Below are 22,564 nucleotides of genomic sequence, written 5' to 3'. Positions count from 1 at the left end.
ATGGGCAAACTCTCCGGCATTCGTGTTGTCGATCTCTCGATGTTTTTGCCGGGACCAATGATGACGGTCATGATGGCGGATCAAGGCGCTGAAGTCATCAAGGTCGAGCCGACCTATGGTGACCCTGCACGCGACCAGGCTCCTTTCGACACCTATGGCGATGAGGAGCATTCGGTTTGGTTCGCCAATCTCAATCGGGGCAAAAAAAGCGTTGTGCTCGATCTTAAAGCTGACGCCGGGAAAGCGGCTTTGCGCGACCTCATTGCCAACGCTGATGTATTTGTCGAAGGCTTTCGCCCCGGCGTGATGAAGCGGCTCGGTTTTGACTATGACGCTGTAAAAGCGATCAGGCCTGACATCATCTACTGCTCGATATCTGCCTTCGGACAAGAAGGAACGCTCGCCCATCATCCGGCCCATGACATGGCCGTGCAAGCATTGGCCGGTTTCCTCTCAGTTAATGACGGAGTGGATGGAACGCCGGTCGTTCCCGGCGCGCCGAGCGCGGATCTTGCAGCTGGCCTGACCGCTCTGTCTGCGGTTCTGATGGCGATGGTCGGGCGCGATCGGAACGGCGAAGGCGCGTATATTGACTGCGCGATGTTCGATAGCCTGCTGCCATGGTGCGCGCACACCGCTGGTAGCGCGATTGCAGGGGGTGAAAGTCCGCGATCAGCTTCGCAGCGAAGCCTTGGTGGTGCAGCCTTCTATCAGGTCTACAAAACTGCAGATGACAAACACGTTGTACTTGGCGGACGCGAGCTCAAGTTTTCGAGGAACCTGCTCACCGCACTTGGACGCGAAGACTTGCTTCCCATCGCTGAGGATCCTGCAGGCGAACAAGGCGAACTCGTCGCATTTTTACAAGAGACCTTCGGAAGCAAGACTCGTGAAGAGTGGGTGGAATGGTTTGCAGACAAGGACGTCGCATTTGCGCCCGTTCTTGATTACCGCGAAGCGCTGGACGAGGCGCATATCGTAGAGCGGGGATTGCTGGTTGAGGCCCCCGGCGGAGGCAAACACGTCGCACCAGCCATTCGCTTCGCAGAAGAAGACTGGGAACCTGGCGATGTACCTGGGCTTGGCGAAAAATGAGCTTAGCTGTCGACGTCGATATGCATCGCGTAAGCGAAGCGGTCACCAGGGTGGTGATTGACCGAGATCTCGAACACGCGGCCTTTGGCATCGATGTAGCACCGCAGGATTTGCAGCACCGGACTGCCTTCAGGAACATCGAGCTTCTCAGCCATATCTTTGTCTGCAGCAATCGCTTGAATGTCCTGCGTGACAGTGCGAGCGCTGACGCCTGCAAGCTGCTCGATCTGACTGAACAGCGTTTGCGAACTGGCATTCAAATCCAAGTTTTCGATCGCATCGCCGAGGCTTTCGTGGAAATAGGCAGCAGTGGCGGCCAATGGTTTTTCGCCAAAATCCTGTTGGCGGATGCCGCTAAACATCGTCCAGTTACCAGAAGTACTGGGCGCGATCTGTTCAGCAATATCGCTTGGCAAAGGGCTCGTTCCAGCAGGCCGGTACACCACCGCGCTTCCACGGGCATATTGCAGGATCTCACCCACATTGCTCAATGGCTGATGCAACGCGCCTCCGCGTGCCGCAGCTGGCTGTACCGTGGTGCCGGAACCGCGCTTGCGCTGGATAAGCCCTTCCGCTTCCAAGCGGCGCAAAGCTTCGCGCACCGTGAAACGGCTGACATCGAATTGCTTGCACAACACGGTTTCCGTCGGGAATTGACCACCGTCGGCAAAGTCGCCTGCAAGGATCGCTTCGCGCAGCATACCGGCCAATTGCAGGTAACGCGGGGTCTTGCTCGATTTACCGGATTTGGCCTTCTTGGCCGCTTTGCTTGCCACTTAGTTCGTCTTCCAGTCCTGTTAGGAGGATCGCTGCGATGAGCGAGCCTCTGCTCTCCCGACTTGTCCGGACATTAGCGCGTCCTGTCAGCAAAAGCGAGCGTCAGCGTGCAAGACTGCATTTGCTTGACTGGCTTGCCTGCATCGCAGGCGCGCGCGGCACTGAAGCTCATGCGATGGGCAGCGCGATTTCAACGCGCGGCTGGGAAAGCGCGAGCTATTCCGGCAATGTGCTCGAGATGGACGATGTGCACCGCACTTCGCTGCTTCATCCGGGGCCTGTGATCTGGCCAGCGGCCCTTTCCATGCCGAGTGCCGACATGGACACGCGGCTTGATGCAGCGGTGCGCGGCTATGAAGCGATGATTGCGATCGGCGCAGCATTTGACGCGCATCACTACGCGCATTGGCATCCGACCGCGACAATGGGCGTGTTTGGTGCATGCGCGTCGTTCGGTTCACTGATTGGCTTCGCGCCCGTCGAATACGCGAATGCGCTGGGCAATGCGGGCTCTGTCGCAGGCGGCCTTTGGCATATGCGGCATGACGATGTGCTCACGAAGCAATGGCATATCTATCATGCGGTACGCACTGGCCGCGATGCAGCAATGCATGTCCACTACGGCGCAACCGGACCGCAAGGCATTCTGGAAGGTCCTCAGGGGCTTTTTGAGGCTTTCACCAAAGGACCGGGCGAGCTTGCCTCGAACGGCGATGGCTGGATGATCGACACGGTCAGCTTCAAGCCCTTCGCTGCTTGCAGGCATGCGCACCCCGCAATCGATGCGGCAATGGAGCTGCGCAGGGCCGGCAAACTAGAAGCGCCATTCCAAGTGGAGACTTTCAAAGACGCGCTGACATTTTGCGACAGGCCAGAGCCAGAAACGGAGCTGGAAGCAAAGTTCTCGCTCCAGCATGCGATTGCAGTTGTCGCAGACGGCAGACAAGCCGAACCGCAGGATTTCACAATGGAAGCGGTCTGTGCGCTTAGCGAGCTGCGCGCGCAAGTGACTGTCAGCGAGGACCCAGCGATTACCGCCCGCTATCCGGCGCATTTCGGCGCGCGCGTAAACGGGTTTGAGCTGGTCGATACACTTGGTGATCCGGAGCGTCCCGTAAGCGAAGACGACATCATTGCGAAAATGCTCTCCCTCGCAAAATGGGGCGGACTGCAGCCAAAAGAAGCGGAGAAGGCGGTGAACCTCGCCTTGCAAAGCGACGACGTCGATGCGCTTGATGCGATGTTGGAGGCTTGGACTCGATGAGCCCGACTGAAAAGCTGTTGGAGTTTGCCGGTGCGGACCATGTGCTTCCCGCGGATGCCCGCGCGGATGCAGAACGCTTGCTGGGCGACACGCTTGCCGTGGGCGCGGCCGCGGTTGACGCGCCAGGCGCGGATCAAATCCTATCCGCAGCGCGCGCGATGGGAACCGTAGCAGAAGCGCGCCTGCTCGGTACGTCCGAGATGCTTCCTGCCCCCGCTGCGGCCTTCGTCAATGGCTACCGCGTTCATTGCCTGGAATGGGATGCGGTGCATGAGCCTGCCGTAGTTCACGCGATGAGCACCGTTGTCGCCGCGCTCGGTGCAGCGATCGATCGCAAAGGCGGCTGCGACCCGGAAGAAGCACTGGTGGCGCTCTCTGTCGGCGTTGATGTTGCTTCAGGCCTGGGCCTCGCCGCAACAAGCGGCCTAAGCTTTTTCCGTCCGGCGACCGCAGGCGTGATGGGAGCCGCGCTGGCTGTGGCGCGGATCGATGGCGCACCATTGGATGACACGTTGGGTGTCGCTTACTCCTCTGCCGCTGGCACCATGCAAGCGCATGTCGAAGGGCTTGCAACGCTGCCCTTTCAGATAGCCAATGCTGCGCGCGCGGCTATTACCGCGAGCGATCTCGCCAAAGCAGGTTTTCCCGGCCCGAAAGATCCGCTGCAAGGTCAGTTCGGCTATTTCACGCTGTTCGACCAAGGTGATCTCGCATCATACACCAATCATCTGGGGAACATCTGGCGGGTTAGCGAGATCAGCGTGAAGCCCTATCCGTCAGGCCGGGCGAGCCATGCGGCGCTGGGCAAACTGGAAGAGCTCGCACTTGACCCCAAGCAAGTGGAAAGCATTGAACTTGCCTGTCCGCCCTTGATCCGGCGCTTGGTCGCACGGCCTTACAAACAAGAAATGACGCCAGCTTATGCGCGGCTCTGCCTGCAATGGCTGAGCGCACTAATGCTGACAGATGGACGCATAGACCCGCGCCGCTTCACGCCTGAACATATGGCAGACCCAGGGCTGGCCGCTTTGGCACAGAAGCTCGCACTCGTGCCGGACGACAATGAGGATCCCAATGCGCTGTTTCCGCAGTCTTTGACTGTCACGCTAAACGACGGTTCCATCACAAAACACGCCATCGCAGCCACACTCGGCAGCCCGGACAATCCGCTTACGGATACGCAATCTGCAAGACGCATGGCACTGGCTCGTGAGCTTGTGCCCGCCGATGCTGACCCGCGCATCTTCGACGATCCTTTGGATTATTTCACTCGGAAATCATGACTTACCCGACCTATTTTGAAGCCTTTGATGCCAAGCAGATGCTCGCTGATTACCCAATCGGAGATGACTTCCTTTCGCGTTATCGCGGCATGAGCCAGGATGAGCTGTTTGCGATCCAGGACACCCAGTTCAAACGGCTAATGAAGCGCGGTTGGGAAATTCCATTCTATCAGCGCCTGTGGGGCGCACATGGGATCGAGCCGGGCGATATCGCTGGTCTCACCGACATCACAAAGCTTCCAGTCTATGACAAATCGGACCTGATGGCCTCGATCGACGAGCATCCACCCTATGGCGACTTTCATGGCCTCGGAGAACCTTCGGGCCGCACGCCGTCCGTCTTCCACACGACGTCCGGCACGACCGGCAAGCCCCAGGTCTTGATGTTCGGCCCCAAGGGACGCGAGGTCGGCAATTTGCTTGTCGGGCGCATGTATCGCTGGATGGGGCTGGAGCCTACAGACGTAGTCCAGTCAGTCTATGGCCACGGCATGATCAATGGCGGTCATTACATCCGCGAGGCTGTGACCAAGTTCACAAACTCCGTGTTCCTATCCGCTGGCACAGGCATAGAAACACGCAGCGTCAATCAAGTACGGCTGATGGCGGATTTCGGCGTCACAACGCTGGTTGGCTTTGTCGACTACATCCGCAAGCTTGCTGAAACAGCCGAAGCCGAAGGCCTGTTTGACCGCATCAATATCAAGATGATCATCGGGCATCTCGGCACAGAAGATCGATCAGCGACTGAAGCCGCATGGCACGGCGCCAAGGCGTATGACTGGTACGGCGTCGGCGATACTGGTTCTATCGCCGGCGAAGGGCCTGAGCGCGACGGGATGTATGTCTGGGAAGACGCGCAATATCTCGAGCTGCTCGGCGTCGATGATCGCAATCCTGTTGCCAAAGGCGAAACCGGCGACATGGTCGTGACGTGTCTCTACAAAGATGACGTGGCACCCTGCATTCGCTTCAATACGCATGATATCACGCATGAGCTCGATGGACGCGGCGAGATCGCTTTCAAGCGAATCGCCGGTTTCCGTGGCCGCAGCGATAACATGGTCAAACTGCGCGGGATTAATGTCTTTCCGCACGCGATCGGCGCGATCATTGAGAACAGCCCGGATTTGACCGGCGAATATGTCTGCCATCTGTCTCGCGATGCGAGTGGCCGCGATGCGATGCGGGTGACGCTGGAAAGCCGCGGCGGGACCGACCAAGCAGCACTTGCTGCAACGCTGAAACAAGGGCTGGGCGTTGAGGTCGATGTCGCGCTTTGCGAGCCAGGTGGTACAGCCCAGGCGACAGAGATCGACACTCGCCAAAAGCCGCTGCGCTTGATCGATGAAAGAAACGCATGACCCTCGACCGCTATAACGCCTTTGCTTACCGCGATGATGCGGCAACGGGCAGCGAGGATGGCACGCTCGCTGGCCTGAGCGTAGGCGTGAAAGCAAACATCATGGTCGAAGGCATGCCATTCCATGCCGGGATCGGCGCTTGGGAGTATCGCAAGGCTGATCGCGACGCAGAAGTGGTCGCAAAGCTGCGCGCAGCTGGCGCTGCGATCACAGGCGTGCTGCATATGGAAGAAGCAGCGCTCGGTTCCAAGACGGATAACCCCCATTTCGGTCCTGTGCAGAATCCGCATGGCGAAGGCTTTTCTCCCGGGGGTTCGTCCGGTGGAAGTGGAGCAGCGGTTTCAGCGGGCCTTGTCGATATTGCGTTTGGCACAGACACGATGGGCTCGGTTCGCATTCCGGCATCTCATTGCGGGGTGTACGGCTTCAAACCCGCAACTTCGCGGGTCAGCCAGGACGGCTTGGAGCCAGCGGACCTGTCACTCGATGCCATTGGACCACTCGCGCGCGATCTTGATACGCTTGAAAAGGCTGCGCGAGTCATCTCCGATTTCGGCGAAAATCAGGAGGCCTTTAGCGGGGCGGTGCTGGTCGATCACGGCGTTGAAATCGACTCCGAAGTGGCCCGCGCTTTCCGCCGCACGGTCGCAGGGCTGAAAGCGCCACCGGCCGAAGTATCGCTTGAGCATCCCTGCAGCCGCATCCGCTATGCCGGCTTCATTCAGGTCTCAAAGGTCATGGCAAAGCACTTGCAAGGCGTTCCCGTCTCCGATCATCTCGCCAAATTGCTGACTTATGGTCCTGCCCGTGCAAGCGAGAAGTGGGGGGAGGATCGGCACATCCTCGAACGAACATCCGAGACAGTGCGGACTATCATCGCAGAGCATGGCTTCCTCATCATGCCGACAGTGCCCAATCCGCCGTTCAAGCATACCGAGCCTGAACCGCCAGCACAGGCAGACTTTACTTGTCTGGCCAATATCGCAGGCGTACCTGCTTTGAGCATGCCGATGGGCTGCACGGAATGGGGCTTGCCACTGGGCGTGCAAATGCTTTGCGCGCCGGGCTTTGAGAAAGGCCTGTTCGCTCTTGCTCGTTTCCTCGATAACAATCTGCGCGCTTACCGCGCGCCTGCATGCTGAAGGAGAAAATCCATGCGCATCATCGTACCGTTCAATTTGAAGCCCGGCACCGATGTGGCGGAATATGAGGAATGGGCAAAGACCAAGGATGTGCCGACCGCAAGCGCGCTTCCTTCTGTCACCAGCTTTACCGTGCACAAGGCAACCGGGCTGTTTGGCGATCCGGATACGCCATCGCCCTATGCCTATTTCGAAGTGCTCGACATCACGAGTATGGATGACTTCATTGCAGACATTTCAAACCCTGAATTCCAAGAGGCTGCAGCGCCTTTTCAGGTCTATGCTGATGCGCCGCAGTTTATCCTGACGGAAGACCTCTAAGGTGGGCCAGTTTACTGGAAAGACCATTGTCGTCACAGGCTCCGGCAAGGAGCGGGGGCTTGGTCAAGGCATCTTGCAGGCCTTTGCCGATGATGGTGCGAATTGCGTCGTCTCAGACCTTGCGATTGATGCTGAAGCCGACGGGGTGGCTGAGGAGCTGCGCCGCCGCGGGGCGAAGGTAGCGACCATTGCATGTGATGTATCCAGCGCCGAGCAGTGTCAGGCATTGGTCGCGCAGACTATCGAGCATTTCGGCGCTGTCGATGTGATGGTCAACAATGCTGGCATCGGCTTCAAGATGAAACCGTTCCTCGAAGTCGACACAGCCACCGAATGGGACCAAGTGCTCAGCGTCAATCTGTCGGGCGCTTTCTACTGCTCGCAAGCTGCCGCGCGCGCGATGGTGGCGAAAGGCAATGGCGGGCGGATTATCAATATCGCCAGCCAAGCAGCCAAAACGGGCTTTCCGCATTTGCCTGCCTATGTTTCTTCCAAGCACGGCATGGTCGGGCTGACGCGTGCCTCGGCCGTTGAACTCGGAGCGCATGGCATCACTGTGAATGCGGTGTGCCCGAACCATGTGACAACCGGCCTTGGCGCACAGCAGAACGAGTATTTCTCCAAGCTCTTGGGCTTTGACACAGTCGAGGATTACCTTGCCAATATGAGCGCGAAAAATCCCATGGGCCGTCCCGGCCTGCCATCTGACACTGCGGCCGCATGCTTGTGGCTAGCGAGCGATGCAGCGTTCTATGTGACGGGCGAAGCCTTGAATGTTAGTGGCGGAGAGGAAATGCATTGATGCCGCTTCCTGAAGAACGGATCGACTGGCCTGACGGCGCAAAGATGGCGCTAAGCGTCGTCGTCAATGTCGAAGAAGGTAGTGAAATGACTATCGCGCGCGGCGACCGAGGGATGGAGCCGGTCGACGAGTTGGGCGTCTTTGTAAAGTCGAAGATCCGCAACTATTCAAACGAGAGCAACTACCTATACGGCATCAAAGCTGGCGCACCGCGCATCGTCAACTTGCTGAAGCAGTATGACATCATGGCAAGCTGGACTGTTGCCGCACTTGCGCTCGAAAACCATCCCGAGATCGCTGAAGCGATTGTAGAGCTGGGTCATGAGCCGGTCAGCCATGGCTATCGCTGGGTACATCAGTTCAAGATGGAAGAAGACGAAGAGCGCGAGTTCATCCGCAAGGCTGTGAGCAGTATCGAAAAGACCTGCGGCGTGCGTCCTTATGGCTGGCTCAGCCGCTATCTTCTGACGGACAATACGCGCCGCCTCTTGGCGGAAGAGGGCTTCACCTATCACATGGACGACTACTCAGGCGACGTGCCGTTCTGGGATCGCGGCAGCGGCCCTGGCGGACCGCCCGAAGGCAGCCCCATGTGCATCGTCCCCTATCAGCTCGACAACAATGATATGAAGATGTGGACCGACCCGGCTTTCACGCCGCATCAATGGCTCGACTATGCCAAAGCGAATTTCGACCAAGTCTATCGCGAAGGCGTGGAAGGCAATCCCAAGATGATGGGCCTGGGACTGCATTTGCGTATTATCGGGCGGCCCGGGCGCATCTGGGCGCTGGAAGAATTTTTCAAGCATGTCCGCGCACATGATGGTGTATGGGTGACAACGCGCAAAGCAATCGCGGATCACTTCATGGAGACCAATCCGGCATGAGTTTGAGACTGGAAAAAGACGGGGCCATCGCCCGATTGCTGATTGACCGGGCTGACAAGCGCAACGCGTTCAATATGGCGATGTGGGAAGCCTTTCCGGCATTGCTGAATGATGCTGTATCCGATCCAGCGATCCGCGTACTGGAATTGCGTTCAGCAGTTGCTGGAAACGCCTTCTGCGCAGGTGCAGACATCAAGGAATTGATGGAGAACAAGGACAATTCCAGCTGGCGGAACGCCAATCAGGCCGAGATAAACCGGGTCCAGCATGAGCTCGCCCGGGCGGACATCCCGACCATTGCCTTCGTTGAAGGAGACTGCGTCGGTGGCGGATGCGGCCTCGCGATGGCATGCGATATGCGCGTTGCAACAAAGGCCGCGCGTTTCGGGATCACCCCAGCAAAACTCGGCCTTGTTTATCCGCTTCACGATGTAAAACTGCTGGTTGACCTCGTCGGTCCAGGTCAAGCCAAGCGAATGCTTTACACAGGCGAGCTGATTGATGCGGCGGAGGCCCAGCGCATCGGTCTGGTCGAGTTTGTCGCCGAAGATAGCGCCTTCCTGATCGAACAATTGCTGGCTGCGTCCAGCCATACTGCACGGCAAAGCAAACGGTTCATTCAGCGAGTTCTGGACGGGCAGAGCGAGGACGATCACGAGACCCTTGGGATTTTCGATGCTGCCTTCACGCGTGATGACTTTGCGGAAGGCACGAGGGCATTCATGGAGAAACGAAAGCCGAAATTCTGAACGACCCTGCCAGAGTAGAGGGAACCCTTCTTATGTCCGCGCGTCGATCATCTGCAGACGCCAAAGTCGCAGGACTGCTGCTTTGAGTTAGGCCACAAGGGCCGACCCTGACACGGGAGAGAATGCAGCGATGATAGAACACGGCACGATCCTTGGCGGACTTTCAACAGTCCCCGATCTCAAGGCTGGCATCGCTGCCTATCGCGATGTTCTCGGCCTCGATCTAGTGGAACAAGGCGAGCTTGACGAAAGTCTTGCAGCAAGCTGGAACTGTTCGGGAAATTATGGCTCTCCCTATGCTGTGCTCCAGCCCAAATCAGGTGAGCCGTGCTTTCTGCGATTGGTCGAGCAGCCAGACTTTGGCGGTTTCAAACCGACCACAACCTATGGCTGGGCCGCGTTCGAACTGACAGTCGAAGATGTCTGGAAATGGCCGGACGCTCTGCCAGAAAATCACTTCACCATAGTCGGACCGCCCAAGACGCTTGAGAACATCGAACCAGCTTTCATCCCGATGCAAGCGCTCGGGCCAGGCAAGGAGATGATCTATCTCAACCAGGTGCTGAAGAATATGGATGACACGGACTTGCCGCGAGCCAAATCCGATGTTGACCGCATCTTTATCGTCATCCTTGCAACTCCGGACCGCAAGGCGAGCCTCGAATGGTATGCCGACAATCTGGGGCTTGAGCGCGGTGCCGACTACACGTTGCCCTATTCCATGATCAATGATGCGTTCGGACTGCCCGACGACACACTGACGACGATCAGCATGGTCAAGCAGGGCCGCATGCCGATCGTTGAAGTCGATGACTATCCGCGCAGCGCCATGCGCCGACCGCGTCATGAAGGCATGCTACCGCCAGGTAATGCACTAGTCACACTCGCGGTGGAAAACCTCGATGAATGTGAAGCGGAATGGATTGAAGAGCCTTCCGTACGGCAAGGCGCGATGTATGGAGGGCGACGTGCCGCAACCGCCATCGGCTCAGGCACAGAACTCATCGAATGTGTAGAGGTAGGATAAGATAATGGCGCTGTACGCTTTCTATTGCCGCGACGGCGAGCATGGCGCGAGACTGCGTGAGCGGGACTTGCACGCGCATCTGGCGCATGTCGAAGCCCATATAGACGACTATGCGGTGGCAGGCCCTTTGAAACGCGGCGATGAAACCGTCGGCTCATTCCTTGTCATCAAGGCCGACAATCAGGACGAAGCACGCGCCAAGTTCGAAGCAGATCCCTACTTCTCTGCCGGCGTATGGCAATCCATTCGCAGCGAAGAATTCATAGCCGTCGCTGGTGACTGGGTTGGCGGCGCGACCTGGAAGCAGGGCTAGTCTCTTAAGTGACGACCGGCCTCCCAGCCGTGTCCGGTCAGCATCGTCTCAGCGTGCTTTAGCGGTTCGGCTTCAAGCGAGGTCGCAAGCGTATCATTCCAGCGGTTGAGAAATCCAAACATCGAGATCACCGCCATGATCTCGACTTGCTCAGCGTGGGAATAATGCTCTGAAAGCCGGGCGAAATGCGCGTCTTCTGCTGCATTGGGCGTGGCGCCTGCCGCAAAAGCGAGCGCAAGCGCTGCGCGCTCGGCCTCAGTGAACTCCTCTGACCCTTCGAAATCATACAGCGCGGACAGCTTCGCTTCACTGACCCCTAATCCCTCAGCTCCATGCGCGGTGTGGGCCTGACAATAGCGACAACCAGCTGCAAGGCTCGCCGCGTGACCAATCAGCCGCTTGAAGCCGTTGTCGAGCTTGCTCTCGCCATAGATCACTGCAACGAGCCCTCGAAAGGCCGTTAAAAGCTCCGGCCAATGCGCCATGGTCAGCACGGAATTGGGCACATATCCCATCAATTCACGAGCAAATTCCGCATTCTCGTCGCCGCCGAAAGCTTCAGCAGGCGCAAGCGGCGGGATGCGTGTCATTGCGCGAAGTCTGCTGGAGTCACATCTGGCGCAAGATTATCAATATCGCGCCACAGCTTCCACTGACCATCAACCCATTTGTAGACGAGGAAGGATCGCCCGGCGACCTGCACTGGCTCTTGTCCAGGGAAAGTGATCGTCATCATGTATTTGGCGGTGACGAAGCCATTGACATAGGTGTAGCGGCCACCTGCATCGACCTCTTCATTCTCGAACTGGAATTGCACCAGCGCGCCCGAATCAGGCAGGCGACGCAGAAAGGTGATGATGTTGTCCGCCCCGACGATCTTTTCTTGGCCCTGAGTCATCAACACTGCATCGTCAGTGTAGAGCGCCCGTAGCGCTTCCCAATCGCCCGCCTGATAATGGGTGAGCCAGCGTTCGCCTTCTGCAGCGAGTTGCAGCTCTTGTTCCTGCTGCATCTCCGCCCATTGCTGCACCATCTTTTCGGACGGTGGGCAGGCCATGAGCAGGACGGACAGCGGGAGGATTGCGAGCGCTCTTTTCATAATTCAGTTTCCTTGTACACGGCTGCAACTGCCCTGAACCCAGCGCAGATTTATGCCCACCATATCCGTATCCGGCGACGCCCAGCTATAACTTTCTGCGAGCACCGGATCATCCTTGTGCACATAAAGTACGAGCGAAGGTTTGTTGCGGCTGCCCTTGGCCCAGGTCACATTGCGCATCCGGAATGTTACGTCGGGCGCATCGCCATTGCCTTTAACCAGAATGCGCCCGCCTTGATCGAAGATCTGCAGGTCGCGCGCGAAGGTCCAATCAGGCGAGCCATCCTCTTTCGCAGCATATTTGCGCACTGATACCCAGCATGAAAAAGGGTTGGCTTTGCGAAGCTCGCTTGCGCCGATCTGCCAGCCGCCCTCTTCACGCTCTGTCAGACTTGGGATCGCACCGACAGTCCATTGGCCGTCAATCCCGTCAACCGGCTTGCCAAATTCATCGATCAGCCGCCACTGCCTGTCGTTCGAAATCTCATAAGCGCGCCATTCTGCTCTCTCGCGGCCCTCTTCCTCAGCGAAATAGACGTCCTCCGTGTTGGTCCAGATTCCCGGTTCGAGCCGCGTTTCAGCTTGCGCAGGTACAGCAAGTACAAACGCTGTGAGGCTAGCTAGAGCGATACAGTTTTTCATGCGTGCTTGCCTAAACCACGCGGAGGTGGTTGAAAAGCTGTCCGGACAAATTGCCGGATGCGGTGGAGAGCGAGCAATGTGCAAATGGTTGGGATCACTCGCGGCGATCATGCTGGGCATGGCCGGTCTCGCGCAAGCCGAAGAGCCGACCAGCGCACGTGATGTCGTCGAACGCGGCATCGCGGTCCACGGCGGCGCGCTATTCCTAGATCCGGGCACGTTGCAGCTATCGGGCACGGCAACTTTCTTCGATGGCCAGACAGGGCAGGTCCGCGCAATTGCCGACGATTATACGATGGCGCGAGCCTTCGAGCGCGGCCGGACTGAAGCGCATGGTGCAGACGGCAAAGTGCGAATTATCGCGAAATCCGGTGAGCGCACGATCTTCGCGATCGGCTATGATGGCGAGACGACGTGGACAGAGCGCGGCATCATGCCCAAGGCTCAGGCCGACGAATACTGGGCCAACAATTTCGGGTTCGGGATTATCCGCTCAGCTTTGGATGACGGCTTTACGCTGTCACTCGCACCGCAGCGTGACATTCTCGGACATGAAACAGCCATGGTCAGGATCACCGACCCGCAAGGTGCCGAAACGTTGTTCGGGTTCGACGTGGAAAGCGGCTTCATCCGCTACATGGCGTTTGACAGTCCGCGGGGCTGGCACGAGCGTTTGTACGATGAATATGTGAAGCTCGAGAATGGCTGGGTGCAGGCGCGCTCGGTCACGCTGCTCTACGATGGCATCAAAGCCAACACGGTGTTCTGGTCTGAAACGAAAGTGGGCGAGGCGATTGATCCTGAGATCTTCGCCCCGCCCGCTGAAATGCTTGAAGCTGATCGAGCCGAGTAAATCCTACTCAGCGGCCTCTGCATATTCGACGTCCTGATCCGCCCATTTCGGCTGGATAGGCGCTGGAAGTCCGGTCTCGTCCTCGCAATTGGCGCGCAAGGTTTCGATACCCGGACCATAGTCAAACAGAGGTAGCTCACCGCGCGATGCCTTCATTTCATCACGCAGTTTAGCGGTCGCATCGGCGTCAATCCTGCCATCAGCATCGGCCACTACGCCGTAATCCTTCGCACCTTCTGGCGTCACGAGGCCCTGGCGGATTTCCAAGCCCACAAGCTCAGGATCGCGCTCCAGCGGGTCACCCCAGCCGCCGCCGCCCCAAGTGATGAAGTGCAGCACGTCGCCCGCGGAAACCGGCACATCCTCGATCTTGTTGCCGACGATCTGCGTCGTCCCGTCAACCTTCTCGAGAATCTTCTTCGCGCGCTTGCCCGGATGCCCGCCATTCACGCCCCAAGGGGGCACGAACCAGCGGTCATCATGGATCGCGATATTGCCGTCCGCGAGGAAGCGATAGCTCATCCGGATACCATTACCGCCGCGGTGCAGCCCTGCCCCGCCGCTGTCCGGCTCGGTTGAGTAACGCTCGATCCGCATGGGGAAGTAGCGTTCCAGAAACTCGTTCGGCACATTGGTAAAGCCCGGCCACAGCGAGTGACCGTCCGGACCGTCACCCAAGGGACGACCCGGAATGCCGCCAAAGCCGATCTGGAACAGCTGGAACCATTCGCCCTTGCTGACCTCGCGGTTGTCCCACCCTGAATAGAACAGGTGCGGGCTTGAGCTGAAGCCTGCTGCATTGAGGAACTCAGGTGTACCCTGACCGAGCAAGCCGCCCAGGATGTCGAAGATACGACCCAGCGCGTGCGTACGACCCGACAGGGCTGCCGGGAATTTTGGCTTGAGCAGCGAACCTTCAGGAATGCGGACCTCGATGAGATCGTAGAAGCCGTCATTGAACAGGATCTGCGGGTCGAAGACCATGATCATGTAGATGCCGAAGAACATCTTGAACATGTTCTCATTGAGCAGGAAGTTGATCGACGCGGCTGACTGCGGGTCAGTGCCGTCAAAATCGAGAATGACCTTCCCGCCTTCGCGCCACATCGTGCACTTCATTTTGTAGGGGCCAAAGCCCTTACCGTCATCGCACAGGTAGTCTTCGAAGCTGACCGGCGTTTCCGGAATTGCCTGGCTGATAAGCGCTTCCATCGCGCGATAGTTGCGCGCAAGCAGCTCTTGCGTTGCGGAAACGTAGACATCGTCGCCAAACCGGTCCGCCATCTCGAGGACGCGCTTGGAGGCGACACGGCAGCTTGCGATCAGCGCGTTCAAGTCGGCCTGGCACCAGTCTGGCTTGCGGGTCTGGTGCATGACGAGCTTCATCAGATCGTCATTGTATTCACCCTTCTTCCAGATCTTGACCGGCGGAATGCGCACGCCCTCTTCGAAAATCGAACTTGCACCGATGGGCATGGAACCAGGCACTGAGCCGCCAATGTCGGACTGGTGACCGAACATTGCTGTGTAGGCGATCAAGCGGCCATCTTTGAATACCGGCAGCAACACCAGCCAGTCGTTCGAGTGGCTCACTGCGCCGTCGCAGGAATAGGGGTCTGACAGGAAGATCATGTCGCCATCTTCGATGGTTCCGTCAAAACCTTTGAGGAAGCCGTCGATGAAACTGCCGAACTGGCCGACGATCATCTTGCCCTTTGGGTCCGCGATCAGAGGGAAAGCATCGCCTTGTTCGCGAATGCCGGGCGACATGGCTGTCCGCACCAGCGTCGCATCCATTTCAATCCGAGCATTACGCAGCGCGTTCTCGATAATGTCGAGCGTGACCGGATCAATGTCGATCTTGTCGAAGGGCTTGTCATTGGTTTCGATGATTTGTGCTGGCATCGGATCAGCCCTCCTCGTTCGGGTTGATAAGGATGTTGCCGACATGGTCGACAGTCGCGGTGCAACCGCTCTCCACAAGAGTGGTCGAGTCCATTTCCGTGATGATTGCCGGGCCTGGGATGATGTCACCCTGCAAGAGCTTAGAGCGATCATAGATCACAGCAGCCTGCTCCTTGCCGTCCATCCACAGCGTGTGATCGCGGATCTTGGCAGCCGATGGATCACCATTGCCCTTTGCAAGCTCTGCGGCAGGAAGCGCAGGCGCTTGACCCAAAGCAACGGCGCGCAAGTTCACGATCTCGTGCGGGGTGTCCATGTTGAAAGTGAAGAGGCGGCGATGCTCGTCATCGAATCGTGCCAAGATACCTTCGATCCCGTCTTGATCGAGAATGTCCTGACTGATCGTCAGCGGTACTTCAAAGGCTTGACCGGCATAGCGAATATCGACTTCAAACTCGCTGGTAATGTCGCCTTCCGGAATGCCGTCATTGAGCAATTCGCTGCGGGTCTGCTCAGCCATTTCATCAAGCACGGCTTTCAAATCCGCAACGCTTGTATCCCTGGCAAGCTTTGAAAAACTGCGTGCAGTCTCGGTCCGCATCCGCGTTGTCGCATCGCCAAGCGCACAGAGCACGCCGGGTGACACAGGGCTGACCGCTGGCCAGCTGTTCATCAGCTTCGCCACCGCATTCACATGGAGTGGCCCTGCTCCGCCAAAGCCCATCACCGCAAAATCGCGCGGGTCATAGCCTTGCTGAACTGAGATCATCCGCAGCGCGCCAAACATGTTCTCATTCACGATATCGATGATGCCGCGGGCGGCCTGCATGAGATCAATGCCAAGCGCGTCTGCGATTGTCTGTACGGCTTTCTTTGCGCCTTCGCGGTCGAGCTTGAATGTTCCGCCAAGCAGGTCTTCCGGCAGATAGCCGAGCACTACATTCGCGTCGGTCACAGTCGGAAGCTCACCGCCTTTGTTGTAAGCCACCGGACCCGGAACCGCGCCCGCGCTTTCTGGACCGACGCGCAGCGCCTTGGTCAGTTCAGGCACGTGCGCGATCGAGCCGCCACCAGCGCCCACAGTCTTCACATCTAAGGCCGATGCACGAACCGACAGGTGGCCGACTTCCGTCGTGCGCTGACGACGCGGCTCCAGCCCTTCGATCAGCGCAACGTCAGTCGAAGTCCCGCCAACGTCCAAAGTGAGGATATTCTTGATCCCGGCATTTTTGCCGACCCAGAGTGCACCGGTCACACCGCCCGCAGGACCGGACATCAGGATGTTTACCGGATGCTCTTCCGCCTTCTGGCTGCTCATCAGGCCGCCATCGGAGCGCAGCAGCGAGAGCTTGCCTTCCAGTCCTTCGTCCTCCAGCCGGTTGCGCAGATTCGAAACATATTTGCCAACGACCGGACGAACCGCTGCGTTCGCAACCGTTGAAAGCGTGCGCTCATACTCCTGCATTTCCGGCAGCACTTCGTGGCTCAACGAGACAGGAGTGCTGTCGCCCAGCACTTCGGCTGCGATCACTCCGATCCGCTTTTCATGCGCGCCATTGACGTAGGCATTCATCAGGCTGACGGTCAGCGCTTCGATGCCTTGGCCTTGGAGTTTCTCAAGAGCCGCGCGGATCGCATCTTCATCAAGCGGACGCACTTCCTTTCCATCCGCATCCATCCGGCCTGGTACTTCAACAGTGTCTTCAAGCGCTGCCAATGGCTGAGGCTTGGGCCAAACAATCCATGCAGCAAGACCGCCGGGAACGAAGCTGCGCGCGATCTGCATGACATCGCGGTAGCCTTCGGTCACGATCAGACCGACGCGTGAACCCTTGCCTTCCAGGACAGCATTGGTCGCGACCGTCGTTCCGTGGAGGAAATACGCAATGTCTTTCGCTGCGACACCCGCTTCGCTGGTGATCGCCTGCACGCCGTTCAGAATGCCTTCGGAGCTGTCGTGAGGGGTCGACGGCGTCTTGTGTCGCCAGAAATTGCCGGTTTCCTCATCGAACAGCAGCAGGTCAGTGAAAGTACCACCGACATCAACGCCAAGCCTGTAGGTCATAGTGTCTCCCGGTTCCTCATATTGCCGGCGGTCTGTGGGAGCAGCCGCAAGATCTTGATTTGGTTCAGGCCGCGCGTGCGACCAGCGAAGGCAGTTTGCGGTTCAACTTGTCGCCGAACCAGTGATTGGTCGTGATGGCAGCGTCGAGATCGATGCCTGTTTCAATGCCTGAACGCTCCATCATGTAGATTAGGTCCTCCGTCGCGATATTTCCTGTCGCATTGGGTGCAAAGGGACAGCCGCCAAGCCCGCCAAGGCTTGCATCAAACACGCTCACGCCCGCCTGATAGGCCGCCCACGAATTGGCGATACCGGTGCCGCGCGTGTCGTGGAAATGGCAGCGCATCGGTATCCGCCCTCCGAGTAAATCGCCCAAGCGCCCGAACAGATCTGTGACTTGCGAAGGAACGCCAACGCCAATCGTATCAGCGAGCGCGATCTCTTCCGGATCTTCCGCTGCCATTTCTTCGGCGATTTGCATGACAGTCTCAGGCTTCACTTCGCCTTCGAACGGACAGCCAAAGGCGGCGGAGATCATCACTTGCACTCGCATGCCTTCCGCCTTGGCGAAGCGGATCATCTGACGGTTCTCTTCAATACCCTCCGCGATGGTCTGGCCCTGGTTTTTCTGCCCGAAAGTATCGCTCGCAACGATCACACAGCCCGCCTGGTCAATGCCACGCTTCCCGCCTTCGCGCGTGGCAAGGCCGCGCATCACGCCGCGCTTGTTGAGCGTCAGTCCGATATACGTCACGTCCTCGCGGTCAGGCAGGCCAGCAATGACGTCTTCTGCGTCGGCCATTTGCGGGACTCGCTTAGGATGGACGAAGCTTGCAACTTCTAACCGCCGCGCGCCGTAATCGATCATCCGGTTGATAAGCGCGAGCTTATCTTCGGTCGTGATGATGTCCGGCTCGTTCTGCAGGCCATCGCGTGGACCGACTTCGACCAGCTCGATAGCGGAGTTAGGCCCGGCAGCTGTCATGGGGGAATCGCCTTGCTTGGTTGTTCGCTGAGCGGTTCAATACGCAAATTGTATACAAATGCAAATTGTGTCTCTATAGGCGCGTCTCGGTTTTGGGCCGATGGGTCTTGCGTCGAGTATAGCGCATCTCGCGAGATCTGACGGTCATCTACGGGTTATCTCAGCTCACCTGCACGCCGGACACAGGCAGCGAATCGAGCGCGGCACGGAAAGGATTTTCGCATGGGACAAGGCGCACTTGAAGGGCTTCGCCTGATTGAAATGGGTCAGCTTATTGCGGGCCCTTTCTGCGGTCAGCTGATGGGCGACCACGGCGCGGAAGTCATCAAGATCGAGCCGCCCAAAGTAGGCGATGCGATGCGCAATTGGGGCCAGGGCATTCCGCTATGGTTCTCCGTTGTCGGGCGCAACAAGAAGTCGATCACGCTCAATCTACGCGAGAAAGAGGGACAGGACATCGTCCGTAAGCTTGCCGCCGAAGCAGACTTCCTGCTGGAGAATTTTCGCCCCGGCACATTGGAGCGCTGGAACCTTGGTTGGGACGAGCTTCACGCCATCAATGAAGCGCTGATCATGATCCGCGTATCGGGCTATGGCCAGACCGGACCATACTCACCGCGCGCCGGCTATGGCGGCATCGGCGAAGCCATGGGGGGCATGCGTTACATCGCAGGTGAGCCCGACCGTCCACCAAGTCGTGCAGGCATTTCGATCGGCGATTCGCTCGCTGCCACTTACGCTTGCCTTGGTGCGATGATGGCGCTCAATTATCGCCATAAGACAGGCAAAGGCCAGGTAGTAGATTCAGCCATTTACGAAGCGGTCCTCGCGATGATGGAATCGCTCATACCTGAGTACACCGTGGCTGATCACATTCGTGAGCGGACGGGCTCGATCCTGCCCAAAGTCGCACCGTCCAATGTCTACCCGACCAGCGACGGGAGCGTGATGGTTGCAGGCAATCAGGACAGCGTGTGGAAGCGCATGTCCGCAATGATGGGCATGGCAGAGCTTGGCGATGACCCGCGCTACAATAGCCACGTTGCGCGCGGACAGAACCAGACCGAACTTGACGAGCTGATCGGCGAATGGACGAAGCAGCACACCAGTCAGCAAGTCCTTGATCTGTGTGAAGAACATGGGGTTCCCGCGGGCAATATCTACCGCGCGCCGGAGATGCTGGCCGACCCGCATTTTGCTGCGCGTGAAGCGATTATCGAACGTCCACATCCGAAGCATGAGAACTTCAAAATGCAGAACGTTGCGCCGAAATTGTCAGAGACTCCGGGCCATGTTGATTGGGTTGGTCCTGAGCTCGGCCAGCACAATGAAGAGGTCTATGGCGAGCTCTTGGGCATGGATTCCAAGACCCGCCAGGACCTTGAGGATCGCGGCATTATCTAAGGCGAAACGCACCAGCAGCGGCAACTATTCGGCCGCTTCCGTTGCATCAGCGAAAGTGTGAAACGCGCGCCGCAAATGGCTCGCCATGACAGCGCGCGCCCAGCTTGCATCCTGCGCGCGGAAGGCCGCGATCAGCTCGTCATGATCGCGTGCTGACTGGCGCAAATCCTCGACTGAATAACTGCGCGCAGTGCGCAAGACGACTGGCGCTTCAACCAGCAAGGCTAGCACTTGAGCGAGGCGCGGGGAGTGGCTGGCTGCTGTGATGATCTCATGAAATTTGCGGTTCGCATCAAGGAACGTCTCGACGTCCGGCACGTCACCGGCCACTGCTGCATGCAGCTCGGAATTGACCGCTTCCATCTCAGTCAGTTGATCCGGCGTTATGCGTAATGCCGCGCGCTCTGCTGCGTGGCCTTCGAGCATCTCGCGGAGGGTGAACATCTCGTCGATGTCATCGCGGCTCCAGTCGGCGACAAAGATGCGCTTGGATTCGCTGCGCACCAGCAGCAGCTCTGCTTCCAACCGCCGCACAGCCTCCCGAACAGGCGTCCGGCTGACCCCTGCAATCTCTGCCAGCCGTTCTTCCGTGAGCTGCTCGCCGGGTGCTGTCGCACCGCTCAAAACATGCGTGCGAATCGCATCGTAGGCAGTGTCCGAAGCGCGGCTCATGAGCCCTCCAAATCGCACTGGAGACCCTTGGAGATACCCCCTAGATGACCCCTAGATGACCCGTAGATACCCATGAAACCTCGCGAGATGCCGGCTAAATGATCGCAGACCGGAACTAGACCAAGCCAAGACAGTTTTTCGCTTGACGCAATGAAATTGTATACAATAAGTGAGCGCGTCAAGGGAGATTGTGGATATGAGTGATCCCGCCCGGATCAAAGTCATCGTGCCCATTCCGATGGACGAAGCTGGTGTTGCCAATCGCGCCGAGCAGCTTCCCGACGAATTCGTCAGGCCCGGTTTCAAACCCGAGTTCGAAGCGGTAAAGTGGGGCGCGGCCCTTGGTGACAGCTACCATGACACATTGCTGATGGACTGGACTGTGTTCCAGGCCGGCATCACGGCTGAACAAGAAGGCTATGCCGGTGTGCTGATCGATACGGTCAGCGATAGCGGCATGCGGCCTTTGCGCTCAGCGCTCAGCATTCCCGTGGTCGGCCCCGGCGAAGCCGCATTCGCAATGGCCATGATGCTCGGCAAGAAGTTCACCGTGCTGACGATGTGGCCTGAATGGTTCCCGCTCTATGAAAAGACGCTCACTGAATATGGCTGGTGGAAACGCTGCGCGTCCCTGCGCTCGATCAATACGCGGCCTGACGTCACCGAGCTGCTCGAAGGTAAGGAAGAAGTCGTGTTCGGTAAACTGAAAGCCGAAGCGACCAAGGCGATGGAAGAGGACGGCGCGGACGTGATCGTGCTCGGCTCAACCACCATGCACCAGAGCGCTGCCTATCTCGATAGCGAACTGCCCATCCCGGTGCTGAACCCGGGCCAAGTCGCTTACAAGATGCTGGAGACGCAAATCGAGCTTGGCATCACGCATTCGAAGAAGGCGTTTCCCGCGCCTGAAGTCCCCAACCCTCAAGGCATTCTCAAAGGATGGTATTCATGAGTGAATGGAGTGAAGGAGGCGCGGGCCAGACACCGCTGCCCTACCCTTTCTACGTCGATATCGTAACCAAGCGGTATTTCGACGGCGTCGATAACAAGAACTTGGACAAGGTGCTTAACTGCTTCACGCCCGATGCGGTCCTGCATGAAGCGACTAGCGACACGATCCATGAAGGGCGCGATGCGATCAAAGCGATGTTTGTGAAGCTGTTCGAGGATTTCGAGCAGATCTGGCACGGCAATTTCGTCCACACGGCCGACCCACAGACGAACACCATCAACAGCCAGTTCACAGTGCTGATCACGCCTAATGGCGGCGAGCAGCTGCGCTATGAGAATTGCAACCGGTTCTATCTGAAAGACCGCCTGTTCCACCGCGTCTACGTCTATATGAGCGGCGACAACTTGCTGAAGGAAGGAGACGCCTGATGCAGTACGAACCCACATTGAGCCGTGACGAGCTGATCGACTTTGCGACGATGAAATACTTCGCCAATGTCGATGCGAAGAACATGGAGGCGACACTCGATTGCTTCCACGATGAAGCACTGTTCTGCATCCAGACAGCGTTTGAGCGTCATGTCGGCAAGTCCGAAATCAAACGCATGTTCACAGACTTCTTTTCGGCATACGAAACGATCATCCACCGTGACTTCACATGCACAGTCGATGAAGCCAATGGCCGCATTTCAGCGAGCTTTGTGGCCGAGCTGCATGATGCGGATGGAAACCAGACACTGCTCTACAACACCAATTTCTGGCGGCTTCGTCCCGGTCCGGACGGTCCGAAGTTCCAGGAGGTTTATGTTTATATGAGCGGCGCTAACGTTCTGACTTGATTGGCTTTCATGCTCGCTGGCCGGAATGTGTGAAGCGTTTTGGCCACAGCATGCCGGCAATTGCGAAGGCCCGGCGGCACACAACACCGTTTCCAGCGTTGAAGCAGCCAGGGACGTAACAATTC

At 58.0% G+C, this 22,564-nt stretch carries 24 protein-coding genes; 16 read left to right on the top strand and 8 right to left on the bottom strand.

What is annotated here, in order from left to right:
• Nucleotides 1-1,095, top strand: a complete 1,095-nt coding sequence (locus HUO12_RS12095) for a CaiB/BaiF CoA transferase family protein (protein WP_176273837.1) — start codon at nucleotides 1-3, stop codon at nucleotides 1,093-1,095.
• Nucleotides 1,096-1,097: 2 nt separating this feature from the next.
• Here HUO12_RS12095 and HUO12_RS12090 read toward each other — a convergent pair whose 3' ends face one another.
• Complete coding sequence (locus tag HUO12_RS12090; protein WP_332310412.1) at nucleotides 1,098-1,871, bottom strand: GntR family transcriptional regulator; 774 nt, start codon at nucleotides 1,869-1,871, stop codon at nucleotides 1,098-1,100.
• A 38-nt stretch (nucleotides 1,872-1,909) separates the two neighbouring features.
• On the opposite strand from HUO12_RS12090, the gene HUO12_RS12085 reads away from it, so the two are divergent.
• The 10 genes from HUO12_RS12085 to HUO12_RS12040 all read left to right on the top strand — a co-directional run bounded on the left by HUO12_RS12085 (nucleotide 1,910) and on the right by HUO12_RS12040 (nucleotide 11,024).
• Nucleotides 1,910-3,136 carry an MmgE/PrpD family protein gene (locus HUO12_RS12085; protein WP_176273836.1) on the top strand — a complete coding sequence of 409 codons (1,227 nt, stop codon included), beginning with the start codon at nucleotides 1,910-1,912 and terminating at the stop codon, nucleotides 3,134-3,136.
• Nucleotides 3,133-4,419, top strand: coding sequence for an MmgE/PrpD family protein (locus HUO12_RS12080; protein WP_176273835.1), 1,287 nt, complete (start codon nucleotides 3,133-3,135; stop codon nucleotides 4,417-4,419). Before HUO12_RS12085 ends, HUO12_RS12080 begins: the two co-directional genes overlap by 4 nt.
• A complete protein-coding gene (locus HUO12_RS12075) occupies nucleotides 4,416-5,783 on the top strand; it encodes a phenylacetate--CoA ligase family protein (RefSeq protein ID WP_176273834.1) in 1,368 nt (455 codons plus the stop codon). The genes HUO12_RS12080 and HUO12_RS12075 overlap by 4 nt, the downstream gene beginning before the upstream one ends.
• Nucleotides 5,780-6,925, top strand: coding sequence for an amidase family protein (locus tag HUO12_RS12070; protein ID WP_176273833.1), 1,146 nt, complete (start codon nucleotides 5,780-5,782; stop codon nucleotides 6,923-6,925). Before HUO12_RS12075 ends, HUO12_RS12070 begins: the two co-directional genes overlap by 4 nt.
• Nucleotides 6,926-6,937: 12 nt before the next feature.
• Entirely contained in the window at nucleotides 6,938-7,246 is a 309-nt protein-coding gene (locus HUO12_RS12065; RefSeq protein ID WP_176273832.1) for an REDY-like protein HapK, read from the top strand.
• A gap of 1 nt (nucleotide 7,247) precedes the next feature.
• Entirely contained in the window at nucleotides 7,248-8,048 is an 801-nt protein-coding gene (locus HUO12_RS12060; protein WP_176273831.1) for an SDR family NAD(P)-dependent oxidoreductase, read from the top strand.
• On the top strand, nucleotides 8,048-8,935 hold the full coding sequence (locus HUO12_RS12055) for a polysaccharide deacetylase family protein (RefSeq protein WP_176273830.1): 888 nt from the start codon (nucleotides 8,048-8,050) through the stop codon (nucleotides 8,933-8,935). Before HUO12_RS12060 ends, HUO12_RS12055 begins: the two co-directional genes overlap by 1 nt.
• Nucleotides 8,932-9,684: an enoyl-CoA hydratase/isomerase family protein gene (locus tag HUO12_RS12050; RefSeq protein ID WP_176273829.1), complete on the top strand. Its 753-nt coding sequence runs from the start codon at nucleotides 8,932-8,934 to the stop codon at nucleotides 9,682-9,684. The genes HUO12_RS12055 and HUO12_RS12050 overlap by 4 nt, the downstream gene beginning before the upstream one ends.
• A 130-nt stretch (nucleotides 9,685-9,814) precedes the next feature.
• Complete coding sequence (locus HUO12_RS12045) at nucleotides 9,815-10,711, top strand: VOC family protein (RefSeq protein WP_176273828.1); 897 nt, start codon at nucleotides 9,815-9,817, stop codon at nucleotides 10,709-10,711.
• 4 nt (nucleotides 10,712-10,715) lie between these two features.
• A complete protein-coding gene (locus HUO12_RS12040) occupies nucleotides 10,716-11,024 on the top strand; it encodes a YciI family protein (RefSeq protein ID WP_176273827.1) in 309 nt (102 codons plus the stop codon).
• Here the strand turns inward: HUO12_RS12040 and HUO12_RS12035 are convergent.
• From HUO12_RS12035 to HUO12_RS12025, 3 genes are read right to left on the bottom strand one after another with little or no spacing between them, the layout of a single operon-like run.
• A complete protein-coding gene (locus tag HUO12_RS12035; RefSeq protein WP_176273826.1) occupies nucleotides 11,021-11,614 on the bottom strand; it encodes a carboxymuconolactone decarboxylase family protein in 594 nt (197 codons plus the stop codon). The two genes, HUO12_RS12040 and HUO12_RS12035, sit on opposite strands and share 4 nt — an antisense overlap.
• Entirely contained in the window at nucleotides 11,611-12,123 is a 513-nt protein-coding gene (locus HUO12_RS12030) for a YybH family protein (protein WP_176273825.1), read from the bottom strand. The genes HUO12_RS12035 and HUO12_RS12030 overlap by 4 nt, the downstream gene beginning before the upstream one ends.
• 3 nt (nucleotides 12,124-12,126) lie before the next feature.
• Nucleotides 12,127-12,765, bottom strand: a complete 639-nt coding sequence (locus tag HUO12_RS12025) for a hypothetical protein (protein ID WP_176273824.1) — start codon at nucleotides 12,763-12,765, stop codon at nucleotides 12,127-12,129.
• A 76-nt stretch (nucleotides 12,766-12,841) separates the two neighbouring features.
• Between HUO12_RS12025 and HUO12_RS12020 the strand changes: the two genes are divergently transcribed.
• Complete coding sequence (locus tag HUO12_RS12020) at nucleotides 12,842-13,618, top strand: hypothetical protein (RefSeq protein ID WP_176273823.1); 777 nt, start codon at nucleotides 12,842-12,844, stop codon at nucleotides 13,616-13,618.
• A gap of 3 nt (nucleotides 13,619-13,621) precedes the next feature.
• Here the strand turns inward: HUO12_RS12020 and HUO12_RS12015 are convergent, their stop codons facing one another.
• From HUO12_RS12015 to HUO12_RS12005, 3 genes are all read right to left on the bottom strand, one after another.
• Nucleotides 13,622-15,523, bottom strand: a complete 1,902-nt coding sequence (locus tag HUO12_RS12015) for a hydantoinase B/oxoprolinase family protein (RefSeq protein WP_176273822.1) — start codon at nucleotides 15,521-15,523, stop codon at nucleotides 13,622-13,624.
• A 4-nt stretch (nucleotides 15,524-15,527) separates the two neighbouring features.
• The gene (locus tag HUO12_RS12010; protein WP_176273821.1) at nucleotides 15,528-17,588 is read right to left on the bottom strand and encodes a hydantoinase/oxoprolinase family protein; all 2,061 of its coding nucleotides are present in this window, start codon (nucleotides 17,586-17,588) and stop codon (nucleotides 15,528-15,530) included.
• Between the two features lie 64 nt (nucleotides 17,589-17,652).
• Nucleotides 17,653-18,573 carry a hydroxymethylglutaryl-CoA lyase gene (locus tag HUO12_RS12005; protein WP_176273820.1) on the bottom strand — a complete coding sequence of 307 codons (921 nt, stop codon included), beginning with the start codon at nucleotides 18,571-18,573 and terminating at the stop codon, nucleotides 17,653-17,655.
• 222 nt (nucleotides 18,574-18,795) lie between these two features.
• On the opposite strand from HUO12_RS12005, the gene HUO12_RS12000 reads away from it, so the two are divergent.
• Nucleotides 18,796-19,977 carry a CaiB/BaiF CoA transferase family protein gene (locus HUO12_RS12000; RefSeq protein ID WP_176273819.1) on the top strand — a complete coding sequence of 394 codons (1,182 nt, stop codon included), beginning with the start codon at nucleotides 18,796-18,798 and terminating at the stop codon, nucleotides 19,975-19,977.
• A 24-nt stretch (nucleotides 19,978-20,001) separates the two neighbouring features.
• Here HUO12_RS12000 and HUO12_RS11995 read toward each other — a convergent pair whose 3' ends face one another.
• Complete coding sequence (locus HUO12_RS11995) at nucleotides 20,002-20,649, bottom strand: GntR family transcriptional regulator (RefSeq protein ID WP_176273818.1); 648 nt, start codon at nucleotides 20,647-20,649, stop codon at nucleotides 20,002-20,004.
• A gap of 196 nt (nucleotides 20,650-20,845) precedes the next feature.
• Between HUO12_RS11995 and HUO12_RS11990 the strand changes: the two genes are divergently transcribed.
• The 3 genes from HUO12_RS11990 to HUO12_RS11980 are packed head-to-tail and all read left to right on the top strand — an operon-like array spanning nucleotide 20,846 to nucleotide 22,439.
• Nucleotides 20,846-21,601 carry an aspartate/glutamate racemase family protein gene (locus tag HUO12_RS11990; RefSeq protein WP_176273817.1) on the top strand — a complete coding sequence of 252 codons (756 nt, stop codon included), beginning with the start codon at nucleotides 20,846-20,848 and terminating at the stop codon, nucleotides 21,599-21,601.
• Nucleotides 21,598-22,029, top strand: coding sequence for a nuclear transport factor 2 family protein (locus tag HUO12_RS11985; protein WP_176273816.1), 432 nt, complete (start codon nucleotides 21,598-21,600; stop codon nucleotides 22,027-22,029). Before HUO12_RS11990 ends, HUO12_RS11985 begins: the two co-directional genes overlap by 4 nt.
• Nucleotides 22,029-22,439 carry a nuclear transport factor 2 family protein gene (locus tag HUO12_RS11980; protein WP_176273815.1) on the top strand — a complete coding sequence of 137 codons (411 nt, stop codon included), beginning with the start codon at nucleotides 22,029-22,031 and terminating at the stop codon, nucleotides 22,437-22,439. The genes HUO12_RS11985 and HUO12_RS11980 overlap by 1 nt, the downstream gene beginning before the upstream one ends.
• Nucleotides 22,440-22,564: the final 125 nt, after the last annotated feature.

Source organism: Altererythrobacter lutimaris, assembly GCF_013371495.1.
GTDB lineage: Bacteria > Pseudomonadota > Alphaproteobacteria > Sphingomonadales > Sphingomonadaceae > Erythrobacter > Erythrobacter lutimaris_A.
This window is presented reverse-complemented; position numbering and strand designations above follow the sequence as displayed.

Excerpts from the sequence above, each read along its gene's own strand:
- HUO12_RS12020 (WP_176273823.1), top strand. The coding sequence starts at position 12,842 with ATGTGCAAATGGTTGGGATCACTCGCGGCGATCATGCTGGGCATGGCC.
- HUO12_RS11980 (WP_176273815.1), top strand. The coding sequence starts at position 22,029 with ATGCAGTACGAACCCACATTGAGCCGTGACGAGCTGATCGACTTTGCG.
- HUO12_RS12070 (WP_176273833.1), top strand. The coding sequence starts at position 5,780 with ATGACCCTCGACCGCTATAACGCCTTTGCTTACCGCGATGATGCGGCA.
- HUO12_RS12030 (WP_176273825.1), bottom strand. The coding sequence starts at position 12,123 with ATGAAAAGAGCGCTCGCAATCCTCCCGCTGTCCGTCCTGCTCATGGCC.
- HUO12_RS12095 (WP_176273837.1), top strand. The coding sequence starts at position 1 with ATGGGCAAACTCTCCGGCATTCGTGTTGTCGATCTCTCGATGTTTTTG.
- HUO12_RS12075 (WP_176273834.1), top strand. The coding sequence starts at position 4,416 with ATGACTTACCCGACCTATTTTGAAGCCTTTGATGCCAAGCAGATGCTC.
- HUO12_RS11995 (WP_176273818.1), bottom strand. The coding sequence starts at position 20,649 with ATGAGCCGCGCTTCGGACACTGCCTACGATGCGATTCGCACGCATGTT.
- HUO12_RS11985 (WP_176273816.1), top strand. The coding sequence starts at position 21,598 with ATGAGTGAATGGAGTGAAGGAGGCGCGGGCCAGACACCGCTGCCCTAC.
- HUO12_RS12000 (WP_176273819.1), top strand. The coding sequence starts at position 18,796 with ATGGGACAAGGCGCACTTGAAGGGCTTCGCCTGATTGAAATGGGTCAG.
- HUO12_RS12015 (WP_176273822.1), bottom strand. The coding sequence starts at position 15,523 with ATGCCAGCACAAATCATCGAAACCAATGACAAGCCCTTCGACAAGATC.
- HUO12_RS12085 (WP_176273836.1), top strand. The coding sequence starts at position 1,910 with ATGAGCGAGCCTCTGCTCTCCCGACTTGTCCGGACATTAGCGCGTCCT.
- HUO12_RS12045 (WP_176273828.1), top strand. The coding sequence starts at position 9,815 with ATGATAGAACACGGCACGATCCTTGGCGGACTTTCAACAGTCCCCGAT.
- HUO12_RS12050 (WP_176273829.1), top strand. The coding sequence starts at position 8,932 with ATGAGTTTGAGACTGGAAAAAGACGGGGCCATCGCCCGATTGCTGATT.
- HUO12_RS12065 (WP_176273832.1), top strand. The coding sequence starts at position 6,938 with ATGCGCATCATCGTACCGTTCAATTTGAAGCCCGGCACCGATGTGGCG.
- HUO12_RS12025 (WP_176273824.1), bottom strand. The coding sequence starts at position 12,765 with ATGAAAAACTGTATCGCTCTAGCTAGCCTCACAGCGTTTGTACTTGCT.
- HUO12_RS12010 (WP_176273821.1), bottom strand. The coding sequence starts at position 17,588 with ATGACCTACAGGCTTGGCGTTGATGTCGGTGGTACTTTCACTGACCTG.
- HUO12_RS11990 (WP_176273817.1), top strand. The coding sequence starts at position 20,846 with ATGAGTGATCCCGCCCGGATCAAAGTCATCGTGCCCATTCCGATGGAC.
- HUO12_RS12035 (WP_176273826.1), bottom strand. The coding sequence starts at position 11,614 with ATGACACGCATCCCGCCGCTTGCGCCTGCTGAAGCTTTCGGCGGCGAC.
- HUO12_RS12055 (WP_176273830.1), top strand. The coding sequence starts at position 8,048 with ATGCCGCTTCCTGAAGAACGGATCGACTGGCCTGACGGCGCAAAGATG.
- HUO12_RS12080 (WP_176273835.1), top strand. The coding sequence starts at position 3,133 with ATGAGCCCGACTGAAAAGCTGTTGGAGTTTGCCGGTGCGGACCATGTG.
- HUO12_RS12005 (WP_176273820.1), bottom strand. The coding sequence starts at position 18,573 with ATGACAGCTGCCGGGCCTAACTCCGCTATCGAGCTGGTCGAAGTCGGT.
- HUO12_RS12040 (WP_176273827.1), top strand. The coding sequence starts at position 10,716 with ATGGCGCTGTACGCTTTCTATTGCCGCGACGGCGAGCATGGCGCGAGA.